Origin of the sequence: Desertivirga xinjiangensis (assembly GCF_024436435.1) — a bacterium.
In the GTDB taxonomy this organism is placed as follows: Bacteria; Bacteroidota; Bacteroidia; order Sphingobacteriales; family Sphingobacteriaceae; genus Desertivirga; species Desertivirga xinjiangensis.
Genome location: NZ_JAFMZP010000006.1, coordinates 54,012 through 75,765 on the forward strand (window position 1 = coordinate 54,012; position 21,754 = coordinate 75,765).

General features: G+C 45.1%; 13 protein-coding genes. All 13 read right to left on the reverse strand.

Annotated features, from left to right (window positions below; all coding sequences use genetic code 11):
- Positions 1-284: 284 nt before the first annotated feature.
- Entirely contained in the window at positions 285-1,646 is a 1,362-nt protein-coding gene (locus J3P37_RS15655; protein WP_256012290.1) for a four-carbon acid sugar kinase family protein, read from the reverse strand.
- A gap of 22 nt (positions 1,647-1,668) precedes the next feature.
- Positions 1,669-2,913 carry a ribulose-bisphosphate carboxylase large subunit family protein gene (locus J3P37_RS15660; RefSeq protein ID WP_256012291.1) on the reverse strand — a complete coding sequence of 415 codons (1,245 nt, stop codon included), beginning with the start codon at positions 2,911-2,913 and terminating at the stop codon, positions 1,669-1,671.
- A gap of 5 nt (positions 2,914-2,918) precedes the next feature.
- Complete coding sequence (locus J3P37_RS15665; protein ID WP_256012292.1) at positions 2,919-4,955, reverse strand: aceric acid hydrolase; 2,037 nt, start codon at positions 4,953-4,955, stop codon at positions 2,919-2,921.
- A gap of 289 nt (positions 4,956-5,244) precedes the next feature.
- Positions 5,245-8,640 (reverse strand): glycosyl hydrolase, encoded by a 3,396-nt coding sequence (locus J3P37_RS15670; protein WP_256012293.1) that lies wholly within the window; start codon positions 8,638-8,640, stop codon positions 5,245-5,247.
- A gap of 1 nt (position 8,641) precedes the next feature.
- Entirely contained in the window at positions 8,642-9,955 is a 1,314-nt protein-coding gene (gene fucP, locus J3P37_RS15675; protein WP_256012294.1) for an L-fucose:H+ symporter permease, read from the reverse strand.
- A 57-nt stretch (positions 9,956-10,012) separates the two neighbouring features.
- Entirely contained in the window at positions 10,013-10,456 is a 444-nt protein-coding gene (locus J3P37_RS15680) for a MaoC family dehydratase (protein WP_256012295.1), read from the reverse strand.
- Between the two features lie 11 nt (positions 10,457-10,467).
- The gene (locus tag J3P37_RS15685) at positions 10,468-11,586 is read right to left on the reverse strand and encodes a Gfo/Idh/MocA family protein (RefSeq protein WP_256012296.1); all 1,119 of its coding nucleotides are present in this window, start codon (positions 11,584-11,586) and stop codon (positions 10,468-10,470) included.
- Between the two features lie 3 nt (positions 11,587-11,589).
- Entirely contained in the window at positions 11,590-12,828 is a 1,239-nt protein-coding gene (locus tag J3P37_RS15690) for an extracellular solute-binding protein (protein WP_256012297.1), read from the reverse strand.
- A gap of 3 nt (positions 12,829-12,831) precedes the next feature.
- The gene (locus J3P37_RS15695) at positions 12,832-14,007 is read right to left on the reverse strand and encodes a CaiB/BaiF CoA transferase family protein (protein ID WP_256012298.1); all 1,176 of its coding nucleotides are present in this window, start codon (positions 14,005-14,007) and stop codon (positions 12,832-12,834) included.
- Positions 14,008-14,031: 24 nt separating this feature from the next.
- Positions 14,032-15,180: a CaiB/BaiF CoA transferase family protein gene (locus J3P37_RS15700; RefSeq protein WP_256012299.1), complete on the reverse strand. Its 1,149-nt coding sequence runs from the start codon at positions 15,178-15,180 to the stop codon at positions 14,032-14,034.
- On the reverse strand, positions 15,177-16,337 hold the full coding sequence (locus tag J3P37_RS15705) for an ABC transporter substrate-binding protein (protein ID WP_256012300.1): 1,161 nt from the start codon (positions 16,335-16,337) through the stop codon (positions 15,177-15,179). The genes J3P37_RS15700 and J3P37_RS15705 overlap by 4 nt, the downstream gene beginning before the upstream one ends.
- Before the next feature lie 328 nt (positions 16,338-16,665).
- Complete coding sequence (locus J3P37_RS15710) at positions 16,666-19,956, reverse strand: glycoside hydrolase family 2 TIM barrel-domain containing protein (RefSeq protein WP_256012301.1); 3,291 nt, start codon at positions 19,954-19,956, stop codon at positions 16,666-16,668.
- 234 nt (positions 19,957-20,190) lie between these two features.
- Positions 20,191-21,753, reverse strand: a complete 1,563-nt coding sequence (locus tag J3P37_RS15715) for a RagB/SusD family nutrient uptake outer membrane protein (protein WP_256012302.1) — start codon at positions 21,751-21,753, stop codon at positions 20,191-20,193.
- Between the last annotated feature and the right edge of the window lies 1 nt (position 21,754).

Consider the following 21,754-nt stretch of genomic DNA (forward strand, 5'->3'; position numbering starts at 1 on the left):
TTGCCTAAGCATGAGCGCTATGCGTAGTTCAAGAGGTGCCGAAATAAATTCGGCATGACGGCCGCGTTACAGCTAGACGGCCGCGTTACAGCTAGACGACCGTGTTAACAGCTAGACGGCCGCGTTAAATAGCTAGACGACCGCGTTAAATAGCTAGACGACCGCGTTAAATAGCGAGACGACCGTGTTACTCTTCGTCATCCTGAACTTGTTTCAAGATCGGCATGATGAGCTGCTACTTTTGGGACGCCCCCTCTGTGTACTCTGTGGTTCCTTCCATTCTTTTAACCTGCCGCAGAAAGAAAATAATCTTCCTTTCCTACCTGCCCGCCTTTAAAGTTCACTTCCATCCCATCAATGGAAGATCCAGGTGCGTAAGCCTTACAAAGCGGGGCTCCGGGACTTAGGGGAGCAATCATTTCTACCGCTTCAATGCCCATAGCCCGGGCAGCATAACTGGACGTATCACCTCCAGCTATGATGATTCTCTTTAAGGGATACAGCTCTGCAGTTTTGCGGGATATCTCTCCCAATAAAGTGCCGTACAATAAAGCTGTCTCTGTTTTTGGCATTCCTTTTTCTGTAAAAATACGTTCAGTATTCCTTACCCGGATGTCGTCGTTCCCTCGGCTGGTATGTACAAGCACATTTTCACCAGCAGATAATAGCAATGCGGCCTGGCGTGCATGTTCATTCGCAATCTCAGAGCTATTGCCTCCTGCGGCAAGCGCTTCTGTATCAATTGCTACTTCTTTAAAACCATTTGCAAGGGCATAAGCTATCTGACCAGAGGTTACGGGTGAACAACTGCCAGAAACCACCAGTACAGGACCGACAGCTCCTGCATCCGTCCAGTCCGGAGTAGTGCTGATCATTCCCTTTTCCTTCCAAAAAGCACCCAGAGCCATCTCTATTCCTGAAGAGCCTACTGAAAAAACTGTCTTATCTGCAGATGAATAGCTATCAATAACTTCTCCTATTCTGGCCATCTGCTGCTGATACATCGCGTCGAAAAGGATAATTTCATTACCCTCGCTTAGCAATCTGTCGACAGCCGCTTTAGTTTTAGAAAATTCTTCTTCAATCTGAAGGATGTCGATCAATCCCGATTTTTTATCAGTTTGCCTGCTCAAATGCAAACGCAGATCGCTTTCATCTGCCGGAGTTGTTGGATGTTTACTCATCGACGGATGCCTGTCCAGCCTGTAGATAGAACCATTGCTCCCGATACCCATCCGGGCAAAGAGATTGCCGAAGGCACAATACCGGCCGAGGACTGGAGCGGCAACCAAAAGTGGTATAAAACCTGCTTCAAAGATCTTCGCACCAACTTCTATGGCTTTTCCGATACTTCCAATGTCAGGTGAGGAATCAAAGGTTGAGCATACTTTGTAGTGCACATGACGGGCTTGCAGATTCTTTAAAGAAGAGAAGGCCGTGTTCAATTCCTCTTCCATATCATCCGGCTTCATCGCTCTTGTTTTTCCGGCAACACCGATGGCTTCGACATCCTTATAACGGCTCAGTTGCTCCTTTGAAGGAGGTTCTATAAAAAGTACGGTTTTGATCCCGGCTTTGCTCAAAAAGTCTAATGCATCAGTAGATCCTGTAAAGTCATCTCCATAAAAAGTGATTAATAGTGGCATCTGATTGATCTAACTTTTAAGACTATTTAGAACCGAATTTCTCTACTGATTTGGCAAACTCAGGATACTTTGCAGCGCCCTCCTCAATCGATAGGCCATCCACCGCAGCTTCCCATGCCTGGTGCAGAGCTACCACTCCGCCGGTCGGGCCATTAGGATGAGCCATAATACCGCCGCCAGCCATATACAGCAGATCGACCGTTTGTGTGCGGCGATAAGTTTCGGGAGCCTGACCTCCCCACTGACCTGAAGATACTACCGGAAGCACTGAAAAACCTCCCAGCATTGGCTTCAGACAGGCTTCTATAGAGCGTACAACGGAGTCATCTGATTCCCAGAACTTATTCTGAATACCGTTAACATGGATCTGATCTACCCCTGCCAGCCGCCATAACTTCTGGTAAGCAGGAAACTCAATCCCCAGTAAGGGATGCCTGTTCATCATTCCCCAGCCATTACGATGCCCGTGGATGGCAAGCGCTCCGATATCGCAGATCTTTTTCGTTGCAGACATTCCCACACTGTTCAAACTGATCATGGCGCAGGTGCCTCCTGCAGTCAGTATTTTTTCATAATTCGATTGCATCCGGTCTATATCATCGCTGATATTGAAGGCATACATTACTTTTTTGCCAGTTTTATCTGCATAATTATTGATCACCTGCATTACCGCATCCACCCTTTTATCGAAAGGCGAATTAGCAGATGACGAAAGCAACTCATCGTCTTTGATAAAATCAATCCCTGCTTCGGCCAGCGTTCTTACAAGCGTGGCCGTTTGTTCCGGACTCATGCCAATACTGGGTTTGATGATAGTGCCGATCAGCGGCCGGTTATACGCATTAGTCAATTTACGGCATCCTTCTATACCGAAACGGGGGCCTTTAAAAGCCTGAGCGTATGAGGCGGGCACTTCCAGGTCCATTAATTTGAGACCGGTGAACTGTGTTAACTCATAAAGGTTTCCCTGAAGCGTAGAGATCATTACGGGCAGATTGTACCCGAAGTTCTCTATCGACCATGAAACTTCGATCATTGCCCGCTGATATTTACCGGTGGTAGTCATTACTCCGGGAATGGCCGGTTCGCTTACTGTATCCAGTGGAGTGATAGATTCTACCCTGGCGGCAAAGCGGCTTTTTAATTCTTCAGTCTCTCCCGGAACTTCAACAAAGGTTCCTGACGACTGCTCTCCCGCTAATACCTGCGCCGCCTTTTCAAGGTTCAGCGGTGTTTCGATATAATATTTCGCTGTGATTCTTTCCATTAAACTTATTTTGAAACTGGTAGCCAAACAGACATTTCCGCATGCCCACGGTTGCCCCAGGCATAATATGGAACCATGCGTATCTTTGTAGTTGTATTTTTATCGGTAACTTCCCTGTATAAAACGTTCTTCCAGTCCTTATTTTCGAGGAGCTTTGCTTCGCCTTCCAGGCTCATTATGTCTGAACCTGCAATTTTAACCGGTGCTGGTTTCAGACTTATGGAAGATGGAAGAATGACATTGTAGATTTCCTTACCCTGAAAATCAGGAGATTCAAGGCAGTAAACAACAGGTCCACGCTTAACAGCGACCTGGTTACGGGCTTCTTCTACCAGAGGGTTAGCTTCTACCAGCTTTGCTTCCATAGGAAGGATCAACTCTATCTTGTCGCCTTTTTTCCATTTACGGTTAAGTTCTGCATAGGTACCTGCACTTAGTTGCAGCCCGGAAGCTTTTCCATTGACGGATAGCTTTGCTCCCTGCGCCCATGCCGGAATACGAAGGAACATAGAGAAAGGCTGTGACGAAGTTTCTTTTACTGTTAACAGTATATTACCATCCCATGGATAGTTCGTTTCCTGGCTAAGGCTGAGCTTAGAACCGTCTTTTAGGGTAGTACTTACGTTGTTTCCGCCATAGAGATTTAACCAAAGACCTTTCTCGGATACACTGTAGGCGTAATTGCCGACTTCAGCAATAGTACGTACCACGTTTGGAGGACAGCAGTTAGAAAGACCGATATATTCTACCCTGTCTTTTGACCAGCGCTGCTTGAATGGCAGGTCGTCCGAGAAACTTAACGGGTTGGTATATAAGAATTTAGTCCCATCCAGACTGATGCCTGAAAGCACGCTGTTATGAAGGGCAAGTTCCATGACATCAGCATATTTGGCATCGCCAGTTAATTGAAGCATACGCCAGTTCCATAATACGTTACCGATATTGGCGCAGGTTTCATTGTGCGCTGTATGGTTAGGTAATTGGAAATCACGTCCAAATGCCTGATGGATCTTCTGAACTTCTGCAGGATTGTAAGAAGTTCCGTCGGGTGAAGTTCCGTCATACAGGGAACCGCAGCCACCGGTGATATACATTTTGTGAGAAGTAACATCATCCCACATTAAATTGAGAGTGTTTAATAAGGTTTTGTCACCGGTTTCAGCATAGACGTCGGCTGCCCCTGCATATAGATAGTTTGCTCTTACTGCATGGCCCATGGCCTTTTTCTGATCGCGGAAAGGAATTCTGTCCTGATTGTCGTCTGTCCCGTCTTCAATCTTCCCCTTGATATCGATCAGGTGTTTTGCCAGTTCAAGGTATCTGGGATCATTAGTGGTGCGGTACATCTCGATCGTACCCATATAATGGGAAGGACAGATCGCATTACGGGCTAAGGTTGGGGATGCCTGCTTATAGAAGTTATATAAATAGTCTGTTGCTTTTTTAGCTACATTAAGCAAAGATGTTTTCCCGGTAGCCCTGTAATGCACGCAGGCAGCCGTCATCAAATGCCCGATATTATAAGCTTCAAAGCTCAGCCTGTCCTGGAATTGATTTTTGTCGCCGGTTTTTCTTTGCTCGATCATCGCCTTGGTGTAGATATAGCCGTCTGAACGCTGCGATTTAGCAATGACAGAAATAGCTTTATCCATCATCTCATCGAGTTTTTTATCGCGCGTTACAGCATAAATACTAGCTACAGCTTCAAGGGTTTTGTAATAGTCACCGTCGTGAAAGGATGGACCTTTGTGAGAACCGGTATCCAGGCCTGCGGCAATCTCAAAGTTTTTAAATGCATGGCTGATTTCGGCATCGTTATAGATGCGCCACATGTTGGGCACCATCGTTTCTTTGGCTACTTTGAAGCGATCTGCCCAGAAGCCTTTAGTCCAGCTTACGTCGGTCATGTTTAAACTCTGGAGCTTAGCGTAAGGGCTTTTTGATGTATTGACAAGGCTTTTATCCTGGGCATGAGATTTAAAAGCCATCATGCCTGTGAGGAGGGCAAGGGTTGTTTTGGTGATGATCTGATTCGTTTTCATTGTTGTGTATTTTTTGTTAACCACAGAGGGCACGGAGTATTGTGTATAAGTTCTAAAAAACTGATCCTTACTGTCCGTAGTCTGTGTACGGTCTGCTGCGTTGAGGACTACGGATTCTCATATAAATGAGAGTCTCTGACTCGATTAGGCGTCAAGTATAGCGCTTTGGCGAGTCGGAGACTTTTTTTTATTTATAAATCATTAGAGACGCTTTGCTAACTCTAACGACAGAATACAGTATCTCTGTGGCTTTCTCTGTGTTCTCTGCGGTTTATCTGCTACTATTCATTTATTTTTCTTCCATGAGCACCACCGCGCCTAGAAGACCTGCCTTTTGCAAGGGCTGTCCCTCTAATCGATAAGGAGCTGTGGTGTTCGTGATCCTTTTATCTGCAGGCAAACGCTGATCTCCCATCAGGCGGTTTGCCCAGGTATTTGTTACTTCAACCTGTATTTCATTTTTTCCTTTTTTGATCGCATTGCTGATATCTACCCGGTATGGAGGCGTCCATACTATTCCACAGGAAATACCATTCACCTTCACTTCCGCCATATTCGCTACCGCACCAAGGTCGAGCAATACGTTCTTTTTGCCGGATACATCCAACTTAAAGCTATTGGTATAAACAGCTGTTCCTGAATAGTACTTTATGGTTGAGTCCTGATGGGCCGTCCAGTCGGTTAAAGCAGAAAATTCCATGGGTTTAGCAGGTCCGCCAAAAGCAGGATCAAACTTTACCTGCCAGCCACCATCAATGGTCTGCACCTTTTTTAGCTCCTGCCAGTTGCTGTTTTTCTTTTCTTCAGCGCCCTTGTTAACTTTATCAAGCTTGTTAGTTTTATTAAAGATCACAAAGACAGACCCATTTGCGGCCAACTTAATTGGAAGCAGTGTACGGCCATTCAGCACCTTCCAGTCTTTTGCCTGCCATCTGCGGTTTGTAACAGCGTCGTAGAAATCTATACTATTAGTTTCAGTTCTGAAAGAAAAATCAAGGACTCTCTCCTGCTCTTCCTGGTTGGAGATGAAGTAAATGTCGTTAGTTCCATCCTCCCGGTGCGTAAAAGCAATATTGCGGGCATAAGAACCATCATTATCCTTAATATCCAGATCCCGTTCAATTCCAAGGTTTATAAAGGTTTCATTTTGATAAACACCTTTCAATACCCTCCCTGAGAAATCTCCATCCCACAATAAATTAATAAGCTTGGTAAACTCAGAAGCACTGCCTTGTTGCAAGCCAGGCTGATTTTGTGGTTTTTCAGCTAAGATAATTCTTGCGCCATTGCGGGCAAGCTCAAACAGTTTACTTACCACCGCAAGGCTCATCCAGTCGTTATTAGGGTTTAAGCGACTCTTTCCCGGAATAACAAGCAATTTATATTTTACCCCGCTTTCAAAGACAACTTCACCATCCACAACCTTTGCAGATAGTAAAACGTCCGGATTGAAAGAATCATAGGCATATCCGCGTAAAGGATTTACCCAGTCCTCGGCATCAGCCATGTTGGCTGAATTGGAAACCCCAACGGGAATCTGCCGTGTAGGCTGTCCCTCGTTAGCCAGACGCTTAATTTCGGAGGCTACGACTTCCTTTCCAAATATACCGGGAAGAAATGGCACCAATCTATCCGGCAAGACAGAACGTCGCGGTATATCCTCACCGGTAAAAACAGCGATATCCGCCACTGGTCTCCCCTGCTGCAAAAGGTGCTGGCATCGCTCCGCATAGTCTACCCAGGCTTTTCCTGGCTTCCACCAGGTCTGATCCCGCTGAAAATATAAGCCAACACCATCCAGGGTCATTCCTGGTTTTCTGTCTGTCCAGGGGTTGTGCGTAAATACATGGTATACCATTTTATTTATACCCAGGGCATAATTTCTATCCTGAATTGTTTTTAGCATCCCCGGATGTTCGTTCCATGCCATGCGCACTGTAGTAAATGCTTCAGCCTGTACGATGTTCTTCCCATAGATGTGAGCCCCTGAGATAGCATCAAGCATGTCGTTTGGCTTATCATGGGTAGGGCTGTTCAGCCAGAATTCGCCCATTGGTATATCAACCATTTTGTAATGAAGCAAACCATCACTTGTCATAGTGGGTGCCACGCTTTCCGCGGTAAACGTTACTCCTTTTGCTTTTGCAGCTTCGGCAAGGGTTGTATAGAACTTGTCGACAACCAGTTCCGAAATAGTTTTCCGTACATCGTACAGGAATTTTTCAGATACTTCTGCACTTTCTACAGGTATACCGGCCATGGCAGGCAGGTAAGGTAAAAGATCGTAGCCACGTCTTTTGCTAAACTCCTCTCTAAAAACGGGGGACCAGTTCTGGCTGCCGCATTCCCAACTATCCACATGAAAGGAGTTCAAAACCCGCGGTGTAAGCTCCGGACCTGCCTGTTTTAAAGCTTCTCCATACCAACTGTTGAACTGAAGTTTTATCGCTTCAGGATTAAACTTATCGCACTCCAGGCCTTTACCGGCGCCAGCGGTTGCATTGGTATGCCCGGTAGAAGTATGACCAACTCTTAAAATTGTCCATTTTCCCTTTGGTGCTTTCCAGCTCAAAGAACCATCGGGATTAAGTTTGTCAGAGAGATTTAGAATTTTATTGATCGGAACACATAAGTTTGCAGGTACCTGCTGCTCTGAAGTGCGTTTACCCACTCTCCATACGGCGGCACTCTTAGCTTCAAAATGATCGATCCGGGGTTCCGAAGAAAGCTCAAGGTTGACGACTTTAAAAGAAGGCTTCCATTTGGCTGCATCAAGGTCTTCCGCACCGGGTTCGGTTCCCGACTTATCGTACGTAAAACGGAAATAGCGGGCTGTGGCTGCGGGAATCACATGTGTATAATCGGCATCTGTATCCTGCCAGCCATGTCTTGGGGCCTCCAAACGCCCGAGTGAACGAAAATCTTTTCCATTGCCCGATACTTCCACCAATAAGCGTTGTGCCTGGTAGTTATTACCATTGGTCCTGATGGTGATGGTCCTGGTGGTAAAAGGCTTCGCAAATTCATACTGAATCCAGCAGCGTTCACTGCTTTTGAATGCCTCCTTATTCCCGGCTATAACTAAAAAGGACGCATCGGCACCGGTACTTGTGCTTATCTTCGGAATTACAGAGCGGGTGTCTGTTCCGGTTCCTTCCGGCGAAGGGTAGGCATAAACGGCAATATCTTTATAATAATTAGCCATAGTCTCCGGTTGAGGCAGGGATATTTTAAGTTTAGGGTTACCTCCGGTGATATTCGTTTGCGTGGAAACCACTTTCTGCATGGAGAGCTCGGGGGTGATCCATGGCCCACCTGCAAGAGCGAATCCATCACTTACATGCATTCCTATTTTCAATCCTAAACGATCCGCTTCTTTAAGCGAATGTTTCACCATCTCCCACCAGCGGGGACTCAACTGTTCTGCTACCGGTGTATATAAAGGAGGATTTGCAGCACCTTTGATGGGCATCAGGTAGGCTCCGCCAATTCCTGCTTCTTTCATGGCTTCCAAATCCGCGGTAATACCTTCCTTTGAAACGCCAGCCTGCATCCAGTACCAGAAAACCCAGGGTTTAGTGGTTCCGGTGCTCTGTGCATAAATCGGGGTTGAAAAACAAAAACAGAGCAGGAAAGCGATTCCCACCGCTGTAATTTGAGAAAGATCTATCTTTTTGAATATCATATTAAGCTTGAGCTGGTTTATATCCTCTGACTCCAAAGAACCAGATCACCACATAACACAGTAATGGTATTATATATCCAATCTGAATATTGTCTCCGTTCATGTCTATTATCGTTCCCATTACATAAGGAAGTATAGCACCACCTACGATAGACATAATAATCCAGGAAGAGCCAGCCTTAGTTCCTTCGCCGAGGTTGCTTATCCCAAGAGCAAAGATGGTAGGGAACATGATCGACATGAAAAACCCTAAGCCTCCAAGTGCATAGATCACGTAAGCACCATCACCCAGGATGGATACCAGACACAGGATTACTGAGATGATAGAATAGATCGATAAGAGTTTCTGAGAACTGATGAATTTCAGGAAGGCGGTTCCCACAAAACGACCCGCCATAAACAGGAAGCCATAGATCATCAGGTAATAACCTGCAGTTTTCTCATCAACTCCCGCTCCTTGCTGAGCCATCCGGATAAAGAAACTGGTTACACAAACCTGAGCGCCAACATAAAAGAATTGCGCCACTACTGCCCAGGTTAGATGCTTGTGTTTTAATACCTCGAAGAAGCCCCCTTTATTGCTGCTTTCTTTATCACTTACGGGTTTAACCTCCGGAATATGCATAAAGTAGAAGATTATGGCAATCAGCACAAGCACGCTTCCTAAAATAATATAAGGCATTTTTACGGATGCCGCTTCTTCCATAAGGTAGGACATCCTTGAAGCATCGGGCATGGCGTTCAATTGTTCTTCGGTATATTCCTTGCCCGAAAGAATAAAAGTTGCCCCTACATAAGGAGCTACCATCGCTGCCAGTCCGTTGAATGAAGCTGCCAGGTTCAAGCGCGTGGATGCTCCTGCAGGATCGCCCAGCACTGCTGCGTATGGGTTGGCCGAAGTTTCCAGAATAGTCAGGCCGCAACCGATGATAAAAAGGGCAACCAGGAACAGCTCATAAGCCCTGGTATTGGCTGCCGGGACGAACAGGAAAGCACCGAAAGCAAAAACAAGCAGCCCGAGAATGATACTGCTTTTATATCCCCATTTTTTCAGGATCGCACCGGCCGGTATAGCCATAAGGAAATAAGCCAGAAAAACCGCCGTGTCAACCAAGGTAGATTGACGGTTATTTAACTGGCAGGCCTTCTTCAGGTGAGGGATCAAAATCGAGTCGAGATTATGAGCCATTCCCCACAAAAAGAAAAGACAGGTGACCAGTATGAAAGGCAGCAGGTAAGTGTTACCGCCCTTGTTATTCTGAGAAGCTCCGGTTGTGGTAGCTCCGTTTACAATTTCTTGACTTGCAAATGCCATTATAATTTGGTTGGTTTATTATTGTCGGTTATTTTTTGATTTATCTTAAGAACTTTCTTATGATCTTCTTTTAACCATCAGCAGATGGTCGCAGACCAGTACTATTTCTCCATGCTGGTTTAGGATCTCCACATGTTCGGTAACCGTACCATATTCCGGCCTTTTAGCATCTGCCTTTTCGGAGATGGTGATTTCGGAATGGATGGTATCGCCAATGAACACCGGCTTAATGAAGCGCAAACGGTCATAACCTTTAGACATAGCCTCAGGGTTAATTTCCGAAGCAGTCAAACCAATGCCGATACTGAAGATCATGGTTCCATGAGCAATACGCTGTTTAAAGGGTTGCGTCTTACACCATTCTGCGTCCATATGGTGAGGAAAAAAATCTCCTGTATGGCCTGCATGGACCACAAAATCAGTTTCTGTGATGGTACGGCCAAGCGTTACTCTTTTATCATTTAATATATAATCTTCAAAAAATGTGGATCTAAAATACATTGTCAGGTTGGTTATAAGGTTGAATGATTAATTTCCTGATTACTGATATTAGTGACTTCAGCCAGTTGTTCAGCTACAACTATACCTCCTCTGTCGCTGGAAATATAAGCACTTTCTACAACGGCCATAGTCTTAATGACATCGTCTACGCTGGTATGAAGAACTCTGTCAGAGCCTTCCTTAAATCGCATCAGGTTAGACATGGTCCCAATAAAGGCTTCAGGAAACCACGAACCCTCCAGCTCCTGGCTCTGCCATTCCGGAGCTTTTCCTTCTTCAACCAGGCAAAACTCAAACTTATCTGGCACACCATCAGGGTAGTTCATCAGCAAGCCCATTTTGGCTTTGATCACCCCTTTGGTTCCCTCCCACTTAATAAAGCTCTCCTGGTTATGCGGACCAAAATCATGGTCGTGGTTGGTATTGATCACGGAGTGCATAGTGTCGCCATAATCAAGAATAATCGTTGAGCGGGATGAAGAAAGTTCTTTAGCAGGATGCCGCAGGGTTTTTGCATAAACACTGTTAGGATCACCCAGGAAAGAACGCATTAGGTCTACATAATGTATACTGTGGTATTGAATTTCCAGGCGTGGATGTACCATTACATGGGGAAACAATTCCCATGGAGTTTTTAAGGTCACCCTTACTTCCATGTCATATAATTCACCTATCATTCCCTGCCCGATTATATATCTTGCTGCGCTCACAAATGGTGCGTAGCGTAGCTGGAAGTTAATAGCCGCAACCATGTTCTTCCTCCGGCAAACGGATAATATTTCTTTTGCCTGCCAGAAGTAATCGCCCATAGGCTTCTGAATAAGCACGGCACTCCCGTCAGGCAACTGTTCCAGCGTCTCTACATACTGGTCAGGCATGATGGTCAGATCATAAACTGCATTTGCCGGTGCTTTCGCTACCGCTTCAGCAACTGAATCGTATACGTTAGGAATGTTAAATGCTGCAGCCAGTTTCTCCGCTCTTGCTCTTGTTCTGTTGGTAATGCCGTAAACATCAAAACCCGCTTTTTTGTATGCGGGAAGATGGGCATCACTTACTATCCCACCTGCACCAATAATGATAATTGGCTGATTGGTTTCAGGTAAATCTGGCTTATAAGGTATTTGCATCTTTTATAAGTTAGTGTGTGTAATCTTATTTTGTGCTTGTAATAATATTTCTTCGGAAGGAATATCCGTGTTCATCGCCTTGAGAACTGCTTCATCAATGATCGCCGCAATGCTTGCCCAATTACCTAAAAGAGGCAGCGACCGGGCTTCAGTATGAAGCATCTCAAGCTTATGATAATATGGAATTACCTTATTGATCTCTTCATCTTTCCAGGTTGACACGCGACATCCAATCCCTCCTTCTAACGTTAACAGCTTATCATTTTCCTGGCTTACCGCAAAGCGTATAAAATCGTAAGCGGTGATTTTATGCCTGCTTCCCGAGCCAATGGTATATAACCAATAAACGTTTAATGAGGCAGATTCGCATCCCGGTGCATGAGGGATTGAGGAAATATCTACTTTTCCCTTCACTGCAGATTCCTCAGACACCTCACAGTAAGAAGCAAATCCAAACCAGTTGATCATCATAGCCACCTCACCACGGGCAAAAGCCATTCCTGCCTGTACAGACTCGTACTTACCGGATTCAGGATGCACAGCGGTCTTGTCATTAACCAGCTGGCGGTAAAAATTGAGGCCGTCAACTGCCTCATCTGTATTTATATGGACGTTATCGACCTCATTTATCAATGTTCCTCCTCGTGTCCATAACTGAAGACAAAAATCAAACACGGTATTATGACCATCAGGATAGCAGGCAAACACGCTGCCGTAAAGATTCTGTTGCGGACGATTAAAGAACCGGGCAATCTGCTGAAAATCAGACCAGGTCTTCGGCACCGTCAATGCTTTACCATATTGTTCGAAGTAGGCCTTCTGTTCCTGTGGGTCTTCAAAAAGATCCTTACGGTAGATAAAGCACTCGGGACCATCATGGAAAGGCAGGCCGGCAATCGCACCATCGAACTGCTGCATTTCAAGCAAAGAATCACTCCAACCTAACGGAAAAGCATCCGGAAGGTTCTGATCAATATATGGTTTTAGGTCCTCCAGGGCTCCGCTTGTATAAGCTTCATAGATACAGTCGGTATTTATATGAGCTACATCCCAGTCGCCCCTGGCTAGCCCCTTGTTACTCAGCGTTTCTTCATAGAGCGGATGCAGGTCCATGGGAACCATCTCTGCCTTTAAAGTACAACCTGTCTGATCACAATACTTTTGCCAAAGCTTTTCCATGGCCGACTCAAAAGGGCCGAACTTACGGACTGCGATCCGGAATAGATTAGTTTCTTCCGACATATCTTATAGATCCAATGTATGTTCCTGCACCGTTGGTACCAAACCAAACTCCCTTATGATCCGTTCATTGTCTTCGCCCAGCCTGGGAGAGCCTTTTGATGAGAAAAGCAATTCACCATCAATGCGTACCGGACACCGGGTAGTTTTGTAACTGAAGCCGTCGCTCATACTTACGGATTGAACCATATCGAGCACCTTAAATCCGTCATGTTCCATTAGCTGGTTCCAATCCAGCACATCAGCACACCAAATATCTGCCGGTTCCAGCACCGACAGCCACTTTTGTGTAGTTTGAGTTTGAAGATGTGCTGCAAGAAGTGCCTTGATTTCGTCGCGTTTTTCAAAAGCTTCGGCTCCATCGCTGAAGTTCCTCAGACTTTGACAGTCCAGCAACTTCGACAGGAATGGAATCGATCCCATGGCAAGTGCAAGGTAGCCGTTTGCTGTTTTGTATATTCCATATGGGGCACCCAGGTAAGCATTTGCATTGCTGGCAGCTGAACGTACCGGATTGTGTCCACCGTCGTTCATAAAGGTGGTGATGGTTTCAAACTGAAAATCGTAGGCCGATTCCATCATACTTACCTGCACCGAACCGCCTTGCCCGCTTATTGCTTTACGATACATACAGGCCAGAAGGCCCTGCGCCAGGTGTGCTCCTGCGAGCATATCCACAATAGATAAACCCATCGCAATCGGACCATCATCAGCATTACCGGTTAGCCAGGTTAAGCCGGTAAGCGACTGCAACAGCAGATCCTGGCCCGGCCTGTCTTTATAAACTCCTTCCGGACCGTAACCTGAAATTTCTCCATAAATTATGTCTTCTTTTATCGCCTTGACCGACTGATAATCGAAGCCAAGCCTTTCCATAACACCGGGTCTGAAGTTGTGTATCACCACATCTGCATGAGAAAGCAGGTTGCGGATAAGCTTTGCATCTGCTTCATTTTTCAAATCCGCCTGAAAACTTTCTTTATTACGATTTATCGCATGAAACACCGATGATTCGCCGTTCATTACGAGATCAGAAGTATACAAGGTACGACAGATATCACCTGTTTCCGGCCGTTCAATCTTAATCACCCTCGCACCCATATCCGCCAGTCGCAGGCTTGCTGACGGCCCTGACAGAAATTGGCTGAAATCGATCACTAAATATCCTTCAAGTGGTAGCATAATCTTTTCTATCTATATCTCTGGTCAAACCAGATTGAACTCCTGATTTATTATATCATTCCCTGAACCTATTTCCGGAGCAGCTTTTGAACTGTAGAGTTTTTCTCCATCTAACTGAAGGGGGCTCCTTGTTGTGTTTATCACGCCATCCCCTAGATCTAAGGGTTGTTGTATTTGCAATTGTTTGAACGCCGGGAGGGCCGTTGCTTCCTGATAATTCAGTACCGGCGCACACCATATGTCTGAAGCCTCCAGAATGCTAAGCCATTGAGCATTGGTCTTCATTTTTAAACGCTCAGCGATCAGCAACATTATCTCATCCCTTTTTTCAAAGGATGAGCGGCTGTCGGTATAAACGCCCGACAGATCACATCCGATCAAAGTACTTATTATCTGCAGATTACCCATAGCGAGTGCCAGGTAAGCGTCCGCTGTTTGATAAATACCGTAGGGCGCACTCAAATAAGAATGCCCCTGGCCTTTAACAGCACTGCGGCGGGGTAATTTCCCTCCGTCATTAAAATAAGTGGTTAACACCTCAAACTGCATATCGAGTGTCGATTCAAGCAAACTTGCTTCAACCAGAACTCCTTTGCCCGTCTTCGCTCTCTTGATCAAAGCTGCGAGAATACCCTGAGTGAGATGGTTCCCACAAAGAATATCTGCAACCGAAAGGCCGAAGGGAACCGGTCCCTCATCAGCCATACCTGATAAATAGGTTAATCCAGAAACCGACTGAACCAGCAGGTCTTGTCCGGGTTTTGCAGCCCAGGGACCTTTGTTCCCATATCCGGTTACTACACCGTAAATTATACGTGGATTAATAGTTTTCACAGACTGGAAATCAAGCCCGATCTTTTCCATTACGCCCGGGCGGAAATTATGAGTCATAACATCTACTTTCGCAATTAACTCTTTTACCCTTTTCAGGTCTGCGGGATCTTTTAGATCGGCAGCATAAGATTCCTTATTCCGGTTGATGGTATGGAAGAGCAGGCTATTTTCGTCTACAAATAGATTTTTTATAGCCAGCTGCCTACATGCATCGCCTTTTATGGGGCGCTCAATCTTTATGACCCGCGCACCCATGTCGGCAAGCTTTAGCCCTGCGGAAGGCCCGGCCAAAAACTGGCAGAATTCCAATACTAACAGTCCTTCTAGTGGTTTATTCATGCCATTTGCAGGTTTCTTGATTCCAAATATATTTGATTCATCCGGGAGAGCACATCTTTTTCGTTTCCACCCTTCATCAGATAATCGCGTACGACATCTCCGGCATGATCCTGAAAATACATACTTCCATGATAGCGCGGACGTAGGAACGCTCTTTGTAAGGATGGTAAAGTATTTGAGAAGTAATTATGCGTTTGCCTGTTTAATTCTTCGTCGGTCCATGCGCTTAAATGACCTGGCTGGCCACCGTTATCAGCAAAAACCGTTTTCTGGCATTCGGGTGAAGCTACATAAAAAGCGTAGTCAACCGCCGCTTGTATGTTCCTGCAGCTCGATGAGATGGCAAGTCCTGTTCCTCCCAGTGTACTGCGTAAATTTGTTTTGCCATCCAGCGAGATCATATCGTGGAAATGAAGCAACCTCCTGGCATAACCTCTTCTGGAATAGTTGGAGTAACCGTACGCAAAAGGACAATAAGCTATCGAGTCCATACGGGTCATTGCTTCATACACCTGTATAGGATTCCTGTTAAAGTTTTCAGGATCGATCTTTTGAGCCAATTGCCTGAATAACTGCAGGGCTTTGATTCCTGTCTCTCTAGAAACTACAGTTTCTTCTGACTGGCAAGGATCTTCTCCCAAAGAACAACAGAAAGTATAGAAATTCATGAGGACATCAATTGGAATGCCAGCAAAAGCAACCAGTCCTTCATCAGCAAGGTCTAATAAATCCTCAAAGGAGCGCGGAAGCTCCATACCATATTTTTCAAACAGGTCAGGGCGACTCGCGGCAACCGGAGTAGCAGCATCTATGGCTAAAGCCCATTGATGACCATCGTAAGAGTAACTTTCGCATGATTGACCTACTGTATTTACTTGCTGGTCTTGGATATATTCTGCCGGAAGGTATTCATCCAGGGGAAGGATCGACTTTGTTTTTGACGCAAAGCCAGCCCAGGGGTGATCAATCACAAGCAGGTCGAATTTCTTAGCCAGCTCCTCGATGGAGAAATCAGCAAATTGCTGAAGGCTTCTTTTTTCCCAGGTAACTTCTACAGAAGGGTTTAACTCTGTAAATCTTTGCCCTGTAGCGACCATAGGGACTAGTCCGCGGCTATGGTTCCAGGTTATTCCTTTTAATATTATTTTTTCAGACATAGGTTATATCGTTTGGGTGGTGTACCACCACCCGGCTTTCATTTAGGGCATTATATTGTTCAGTGGGTGAGTGTACCACCCGGTTTCATCTTAGGTTATATGGTTTGGGGTGGTGTACACCGCCCGGCTTTTATCTTTTATAAATTCAACACAGAGGGCACAGAGTGTTTACACAAAAGTACCCGAAGATTAGTTCTTCGTCATCCTGAACTTGTTTCAGGATCTCTTGATCTAAAAATAGTTCAAGAGTTGCCGAAATAAATTCGGCATGACGAACTGCGAATTTTGGTCCTCCTTTTATGCGCTCTCTGTTTTACAATTCATCCATTTAGAATTTCGTCATTTTCAATACTTCAGTCATATCCTGTTTTTTTCCCTGAACAGGACGCAAATAGAAGCTATATTTATAAGGCTTTGACGGGATCTGAGACTTTTCGAGCGGCGCAGCCACATCGCTCCAGCTATCATTTCCCCCAACTCCCATTTGAATCAAGTCTATGTTCAATGTTAGGAAACCTGCATCCTTCAACTTGTTAGTATGTTTCGCATTTGAGATATTCTCCTCAGTATACGGCCATGCACTCATGCTTAAAAGGCTATCGGCTACTACCAGCAAACCTTCATTTTGATTCTTGTTAGAAAGATACATCCAGCGAACATCCGTTCTGTTACCATTTTCCTGAGGTACCGCATAAGGTTCCATAAATTGGTCTATCGGTTGAGTATAAACAGCAGCATCAAAAGCGTAATTCCTGTCGATATAGTTTTCCAGCAAACCTCTGCCATACCAGCTGATGTTATCGTAGGCTCTTGCGATACCACCCTGCATGCCTACTTTAGGAATATTTGGTAATCCCGGTTTTACATCCAGAGAGTAATCCACTTTAAGTACACCATCGCCGTTAAGGGTATATAAAACCGTTATTGCAGCGCTGTCATTGATCATGGAGTAAGAACTTTTGATCTGAACCCGGCCAGGCTCTATTTGTTCAGAAACCATAGTTTTTAATTTCAGGTCTTTTGAGAACCAGGGTTTCAGCTTGCGATGCGTTTTCCAACCACGCTTGTCATTATCAGTTTGCGGACGCGTAAAATGAGGCAGTAATGGAGCGAACACCTGTTCTTTGCCATTAAGCTTGAAAGAACTTAAGGCACCGTTCTGCTTGTCAAATACAGCGCTGAAACCATTTCCGCTTAAGAGGTATGCTGCAGCAGTATCGTTAACTTTAATAGCAGGATAAGGCTTACGCTTAACCATACGAGGCTCTGCCAATCCGGTTAAAGCAAACTGATTGGAAGCAACCTCATGCCCTTTCTTCGCCCAGGGCTCATCCTTTGAAAGAGTGAAGTGAATATCAGCCAGGTATTCGGAACCTGGTTTAATCTTAGGCAAATATTGGCTAAGGTTTAGTGTGGTACTTTCTCCAGCCGGCAGATTGATAGATGGTAAAGTTTTATTTACTACTACTTTCCCATCCTCTCTTATTATAAGGTTCACCGCATAGTCAGCGAGGGATTTGACGGCATGCCGATTAGCAATTTTAATTAGTCCCTTTGACGCGTCTATCAATTCGGTTTGTGCACCCTGATAAACCCTTTTACACTCAAACATAGCTGCTTTTGGCCTGCCATCTGAAGCAACCACGCCCTTGATCGTGAAATTATCGAAGTACTTTTCGCCAAAGTCACCACCGTAGGCATAATATTCAACCCCTGCGCTGTCTCTTTTCAGTAAGCCCTGGTCTTTAAACTCCCAGATGGCACCACCGATAACACGGGGTGTGGCTCTGAACTTATCCCAAAAATCTTTCATGTTACCCACTGAATTACCCATAGCATGGGCATATTCCACAAAAAAGATCGGCCGGGTATCGCCGTTGTTCTGATTGGCAAGAAGCTCAGGGGTGTAAATACTCGGGTACATGCGGCTTACAATGTCGATATAATAAGAGTCACGCGGGTTTTGAATGCGATGCGAATGATCGTTCGATTTAAGGTAACGCGGATCACTTGGATCAATGTAGCCTTCCAGACGAGGATTTCCCATTGCCGGTTCATAATGGACAGGACGGGTGATATCAAAATCGTGGATCCATTCGGCCATAGCCGCATGGTTGGGTCCACGGCCTGCTTCGTTACCTAAACTCCAGATGATGATGCTCGGATGATTCTTATCCCTCATGACCATCCGGTTGCTTCTTTCCAGGTAGGCTCCCGTCCACTGCGGGTCATTGCTTAACTTTCCACCCAATCCATGGGTTTCCAGATTCGCTTCATCGATAACGAGAATACCGTATTCATCACACAGATCGTATAGATATGGATCCATAGGATAGTGGCTGGTACGGATACAATTAAAATTAAAGCGTTTAATGGTTTGAACGTCCTCCAGGATATCCTGCCGGCTTAAGGCTTTGCCCTTGGTCGGATGATGATCCGGGCGGTTCATTCCGTACAGATAGGTCACTTTTCCATTGATTAAAAGTTTACTGTCCGTTTGAGAGAACTCAATGGTACGAAATCCTACTTTGCAACTTTTGGCCTCGAGTACTTTTCCGGTACTATCCTGAAGGGAAATTACCAGGGTGTAAAGATTCGGAATCTCATCGCTCCACTTTGCAGGGTTTTTCACATTAGCCTCCAGCAATCCGAACTTTACATTATCCAGCCTCGGATAGATTTCGTTAATAATACTTTCTGCAGATCTTTCCAGTGGTTTTTCGAAAACAGGCTTGCCATCTCTATATAGTTGAGCTTTTACCTGGTAGCCATGGACTTCGGCACCTGTAAGGTTCTCAATACGGGGACGAATACTCAGTACCGCATCTTTATAATCTTTATCCAGCTTAGCCTGCCAGTGGAAATCGGCAATACGTAATTTAGGCTCAGCTAATAGCATTACTTCGCGATGGATTCCGCTCAAGCGCCAGTGATCCTGATCTTCGAGGAAACTCCCGTCGCTCCAACGGATTACCTGAACGGATAATACATTTTCACCCGATTGCAGGTAAGGTGTTACATTGAATTCTGAAGATAGAAAGCTATCTTCTGCATAGCCTAAAAACTTACCATTCAGCCAAACTTTATAGGCTGAACTTACTCCACCGAAATGTAGGGTGATATTCATATCTTTCCAGTTTTGAGGAATACTGAATGTTCTTTGATAACTTCCTACACCATTATAATCATGAGGCACATAAGGAGGATTAACTGGCCGGAAGGGATATACCGCACTTTTATAGATCGGCTTATCATAACCTTTCATCTCCCAGTTACTGGGAACCTCAATTTTTTTCCATCCGGTGACCCGGTTTTTGTAGAAATCTTTGGGGGCATCTGACGGTTTGATTGCAAATGAAAAATCCCATTCACCATTCAAGGAAATCATCCTGGACGACTTCTCTCGGTTCCCTTTAAGTGCCTCATCTACTGAAGAAAAGGAATATGCCGTAGCCCTCGAAGGATCACGGTTGATTCCACTCACGAGCGGGTCTTCCCAGGGTTCACGATTGTACACTGAAGGAGCTACCGGTACAGCTGCCGGAGTTTTGTCTACCAACTGGGCATAAGAAGGACTAAGTAATATAAAAAGGGATGCAAATGATAGAAAAATCTTCATCTTTTATGTGTGCGGATGTTAATTATCGAATTCGCAAAAAAAGACTTTTAGTTTATAAACTACCTTAAAGACCTATTTTTAAAAACGAAATTCGGCTAGTTACTCACAAAGATAGAACTGGCTTCACGTGAATTTTTATACCATGTTCTCTATATATTGTACAATCTTGCCCTTGCTGGAAGAGCTAAAAAACGGGGAAAAGAATACTATTCCCTTCCCGTTTAAAACAGAAAACTACTTATAATCCTCATTTTGAACAAGGCTCGGATTATTCAGCAATTCGGTGGTTGGGAATGGCAATATGTAATTCCTCATTTCAAAAACCAGCGGAGTATTAGCAGGATCTTTTAAGGTTGGTAGTTTAATATGTGCGATTCTCCAGCGTTTCAGATCATTATAACGCTGCCCTTCGAAGGCAAATTCCACCCTCCGTTCATGCCTGATATAATCGCGCAATAAATCTTTTGTATTATATTTTTGCTGAGCTACCGGAGGCATGTTAATACCGGGCCGGGCCCTAACCTCGTTGATGGCATTGTATACGGAGGCATCGGGTACTGCGAGTACCTCATTTTTAGCCTCGGCGTACATTAATAGTATGTCGGCATAACGCAGGTGTATAATGTCCTGGTCGGTTGAAACTGCTGAAGCCTGATCGAAGGGTCCGCGGGCCACATCTACATATTTTTCTACCAGGAAACCGGTTGCAGGTGCGGATGGGCTGTCATAAACTACACCGGCAGCATTCCTCCATACCTCCCCTGGCAACTTTACGGTGAGATCCAGCCGGGGATCGCGGTTGGCATATGGAGCCAGCGGATTAAAAAGTGGCGATTCTGAGGCCGGCCTGCCATCAGTCATCTCATAATCATCTGCAAGATCCTTGTAGGGCTGGATCAGTATATCTCTGATGAATTCAATATGTAGTCCCGAAGCACCAGGCGAAAGCCGGTGAGGATTACTTGGCCCAAGATACTGTGTAGCGAACATAATTTCGCTGTTTACATCAGCTGTTGCCTGGCCGGATGTTTTAAACAGGGCCGCATAATCATTCGAGAGCTTAAACTTTCCTGAAGCCGTACCCATAACCTGTTCTAAAACAGGAACAGCCTCCCCCCATTTCTGCTGTGTGATCAAAACCCTTGCCTTCATTCCGAGAGCAGACCCTTTTACCGCATGACCATTGTATTTAATATCAGGCAGATTTGTTATCGCAAAATCAAGGTCCTCCTGGATAAAGGCATAAACTTCTTCCCTGGTACTTTTTTCAATTTTATATTCATCCAAAAGCTTGAAGTAGTTCCGGTAAATAGGTACTCCTCCAAAGGCCTGTACCAGCTCGAAATAACCAAAAGCCCTTAAAAAACGAACCTCTGCTTTATATACATCCATAGCGGCATCGCTGATCGGCGCTTTGTCGACATTGTCCAGAAAATAATTACAAGATGATATTAAACGGTATGGACTGCTGAACATATTGGGTAAAGCTCCTCCTAATCCTGCACTGATACTTCCTGTTGCCATTTGAGGCAAATTATTCTGGTTAGAGTTACCTGGTAATAAGTAGGCATTGTCAGTCAGTCCCTCGAGGTATATTCTTTCGTAACCTAAGAAGTTTTGCTGGAGCCTGGAATATACACCTGCCAGGCCCGTTTTTACATCATTCTCATTAGCCCAGAAGATCTGACTGGAAACGCTGTTTAAAGGATTTTTTTCAAGAAAGTCTTTTTTACATGATACCGTACCTGTAAGCAAACCTGCCAAAAGGAGAACGGTCATTTTATATTGAGTTAGCATG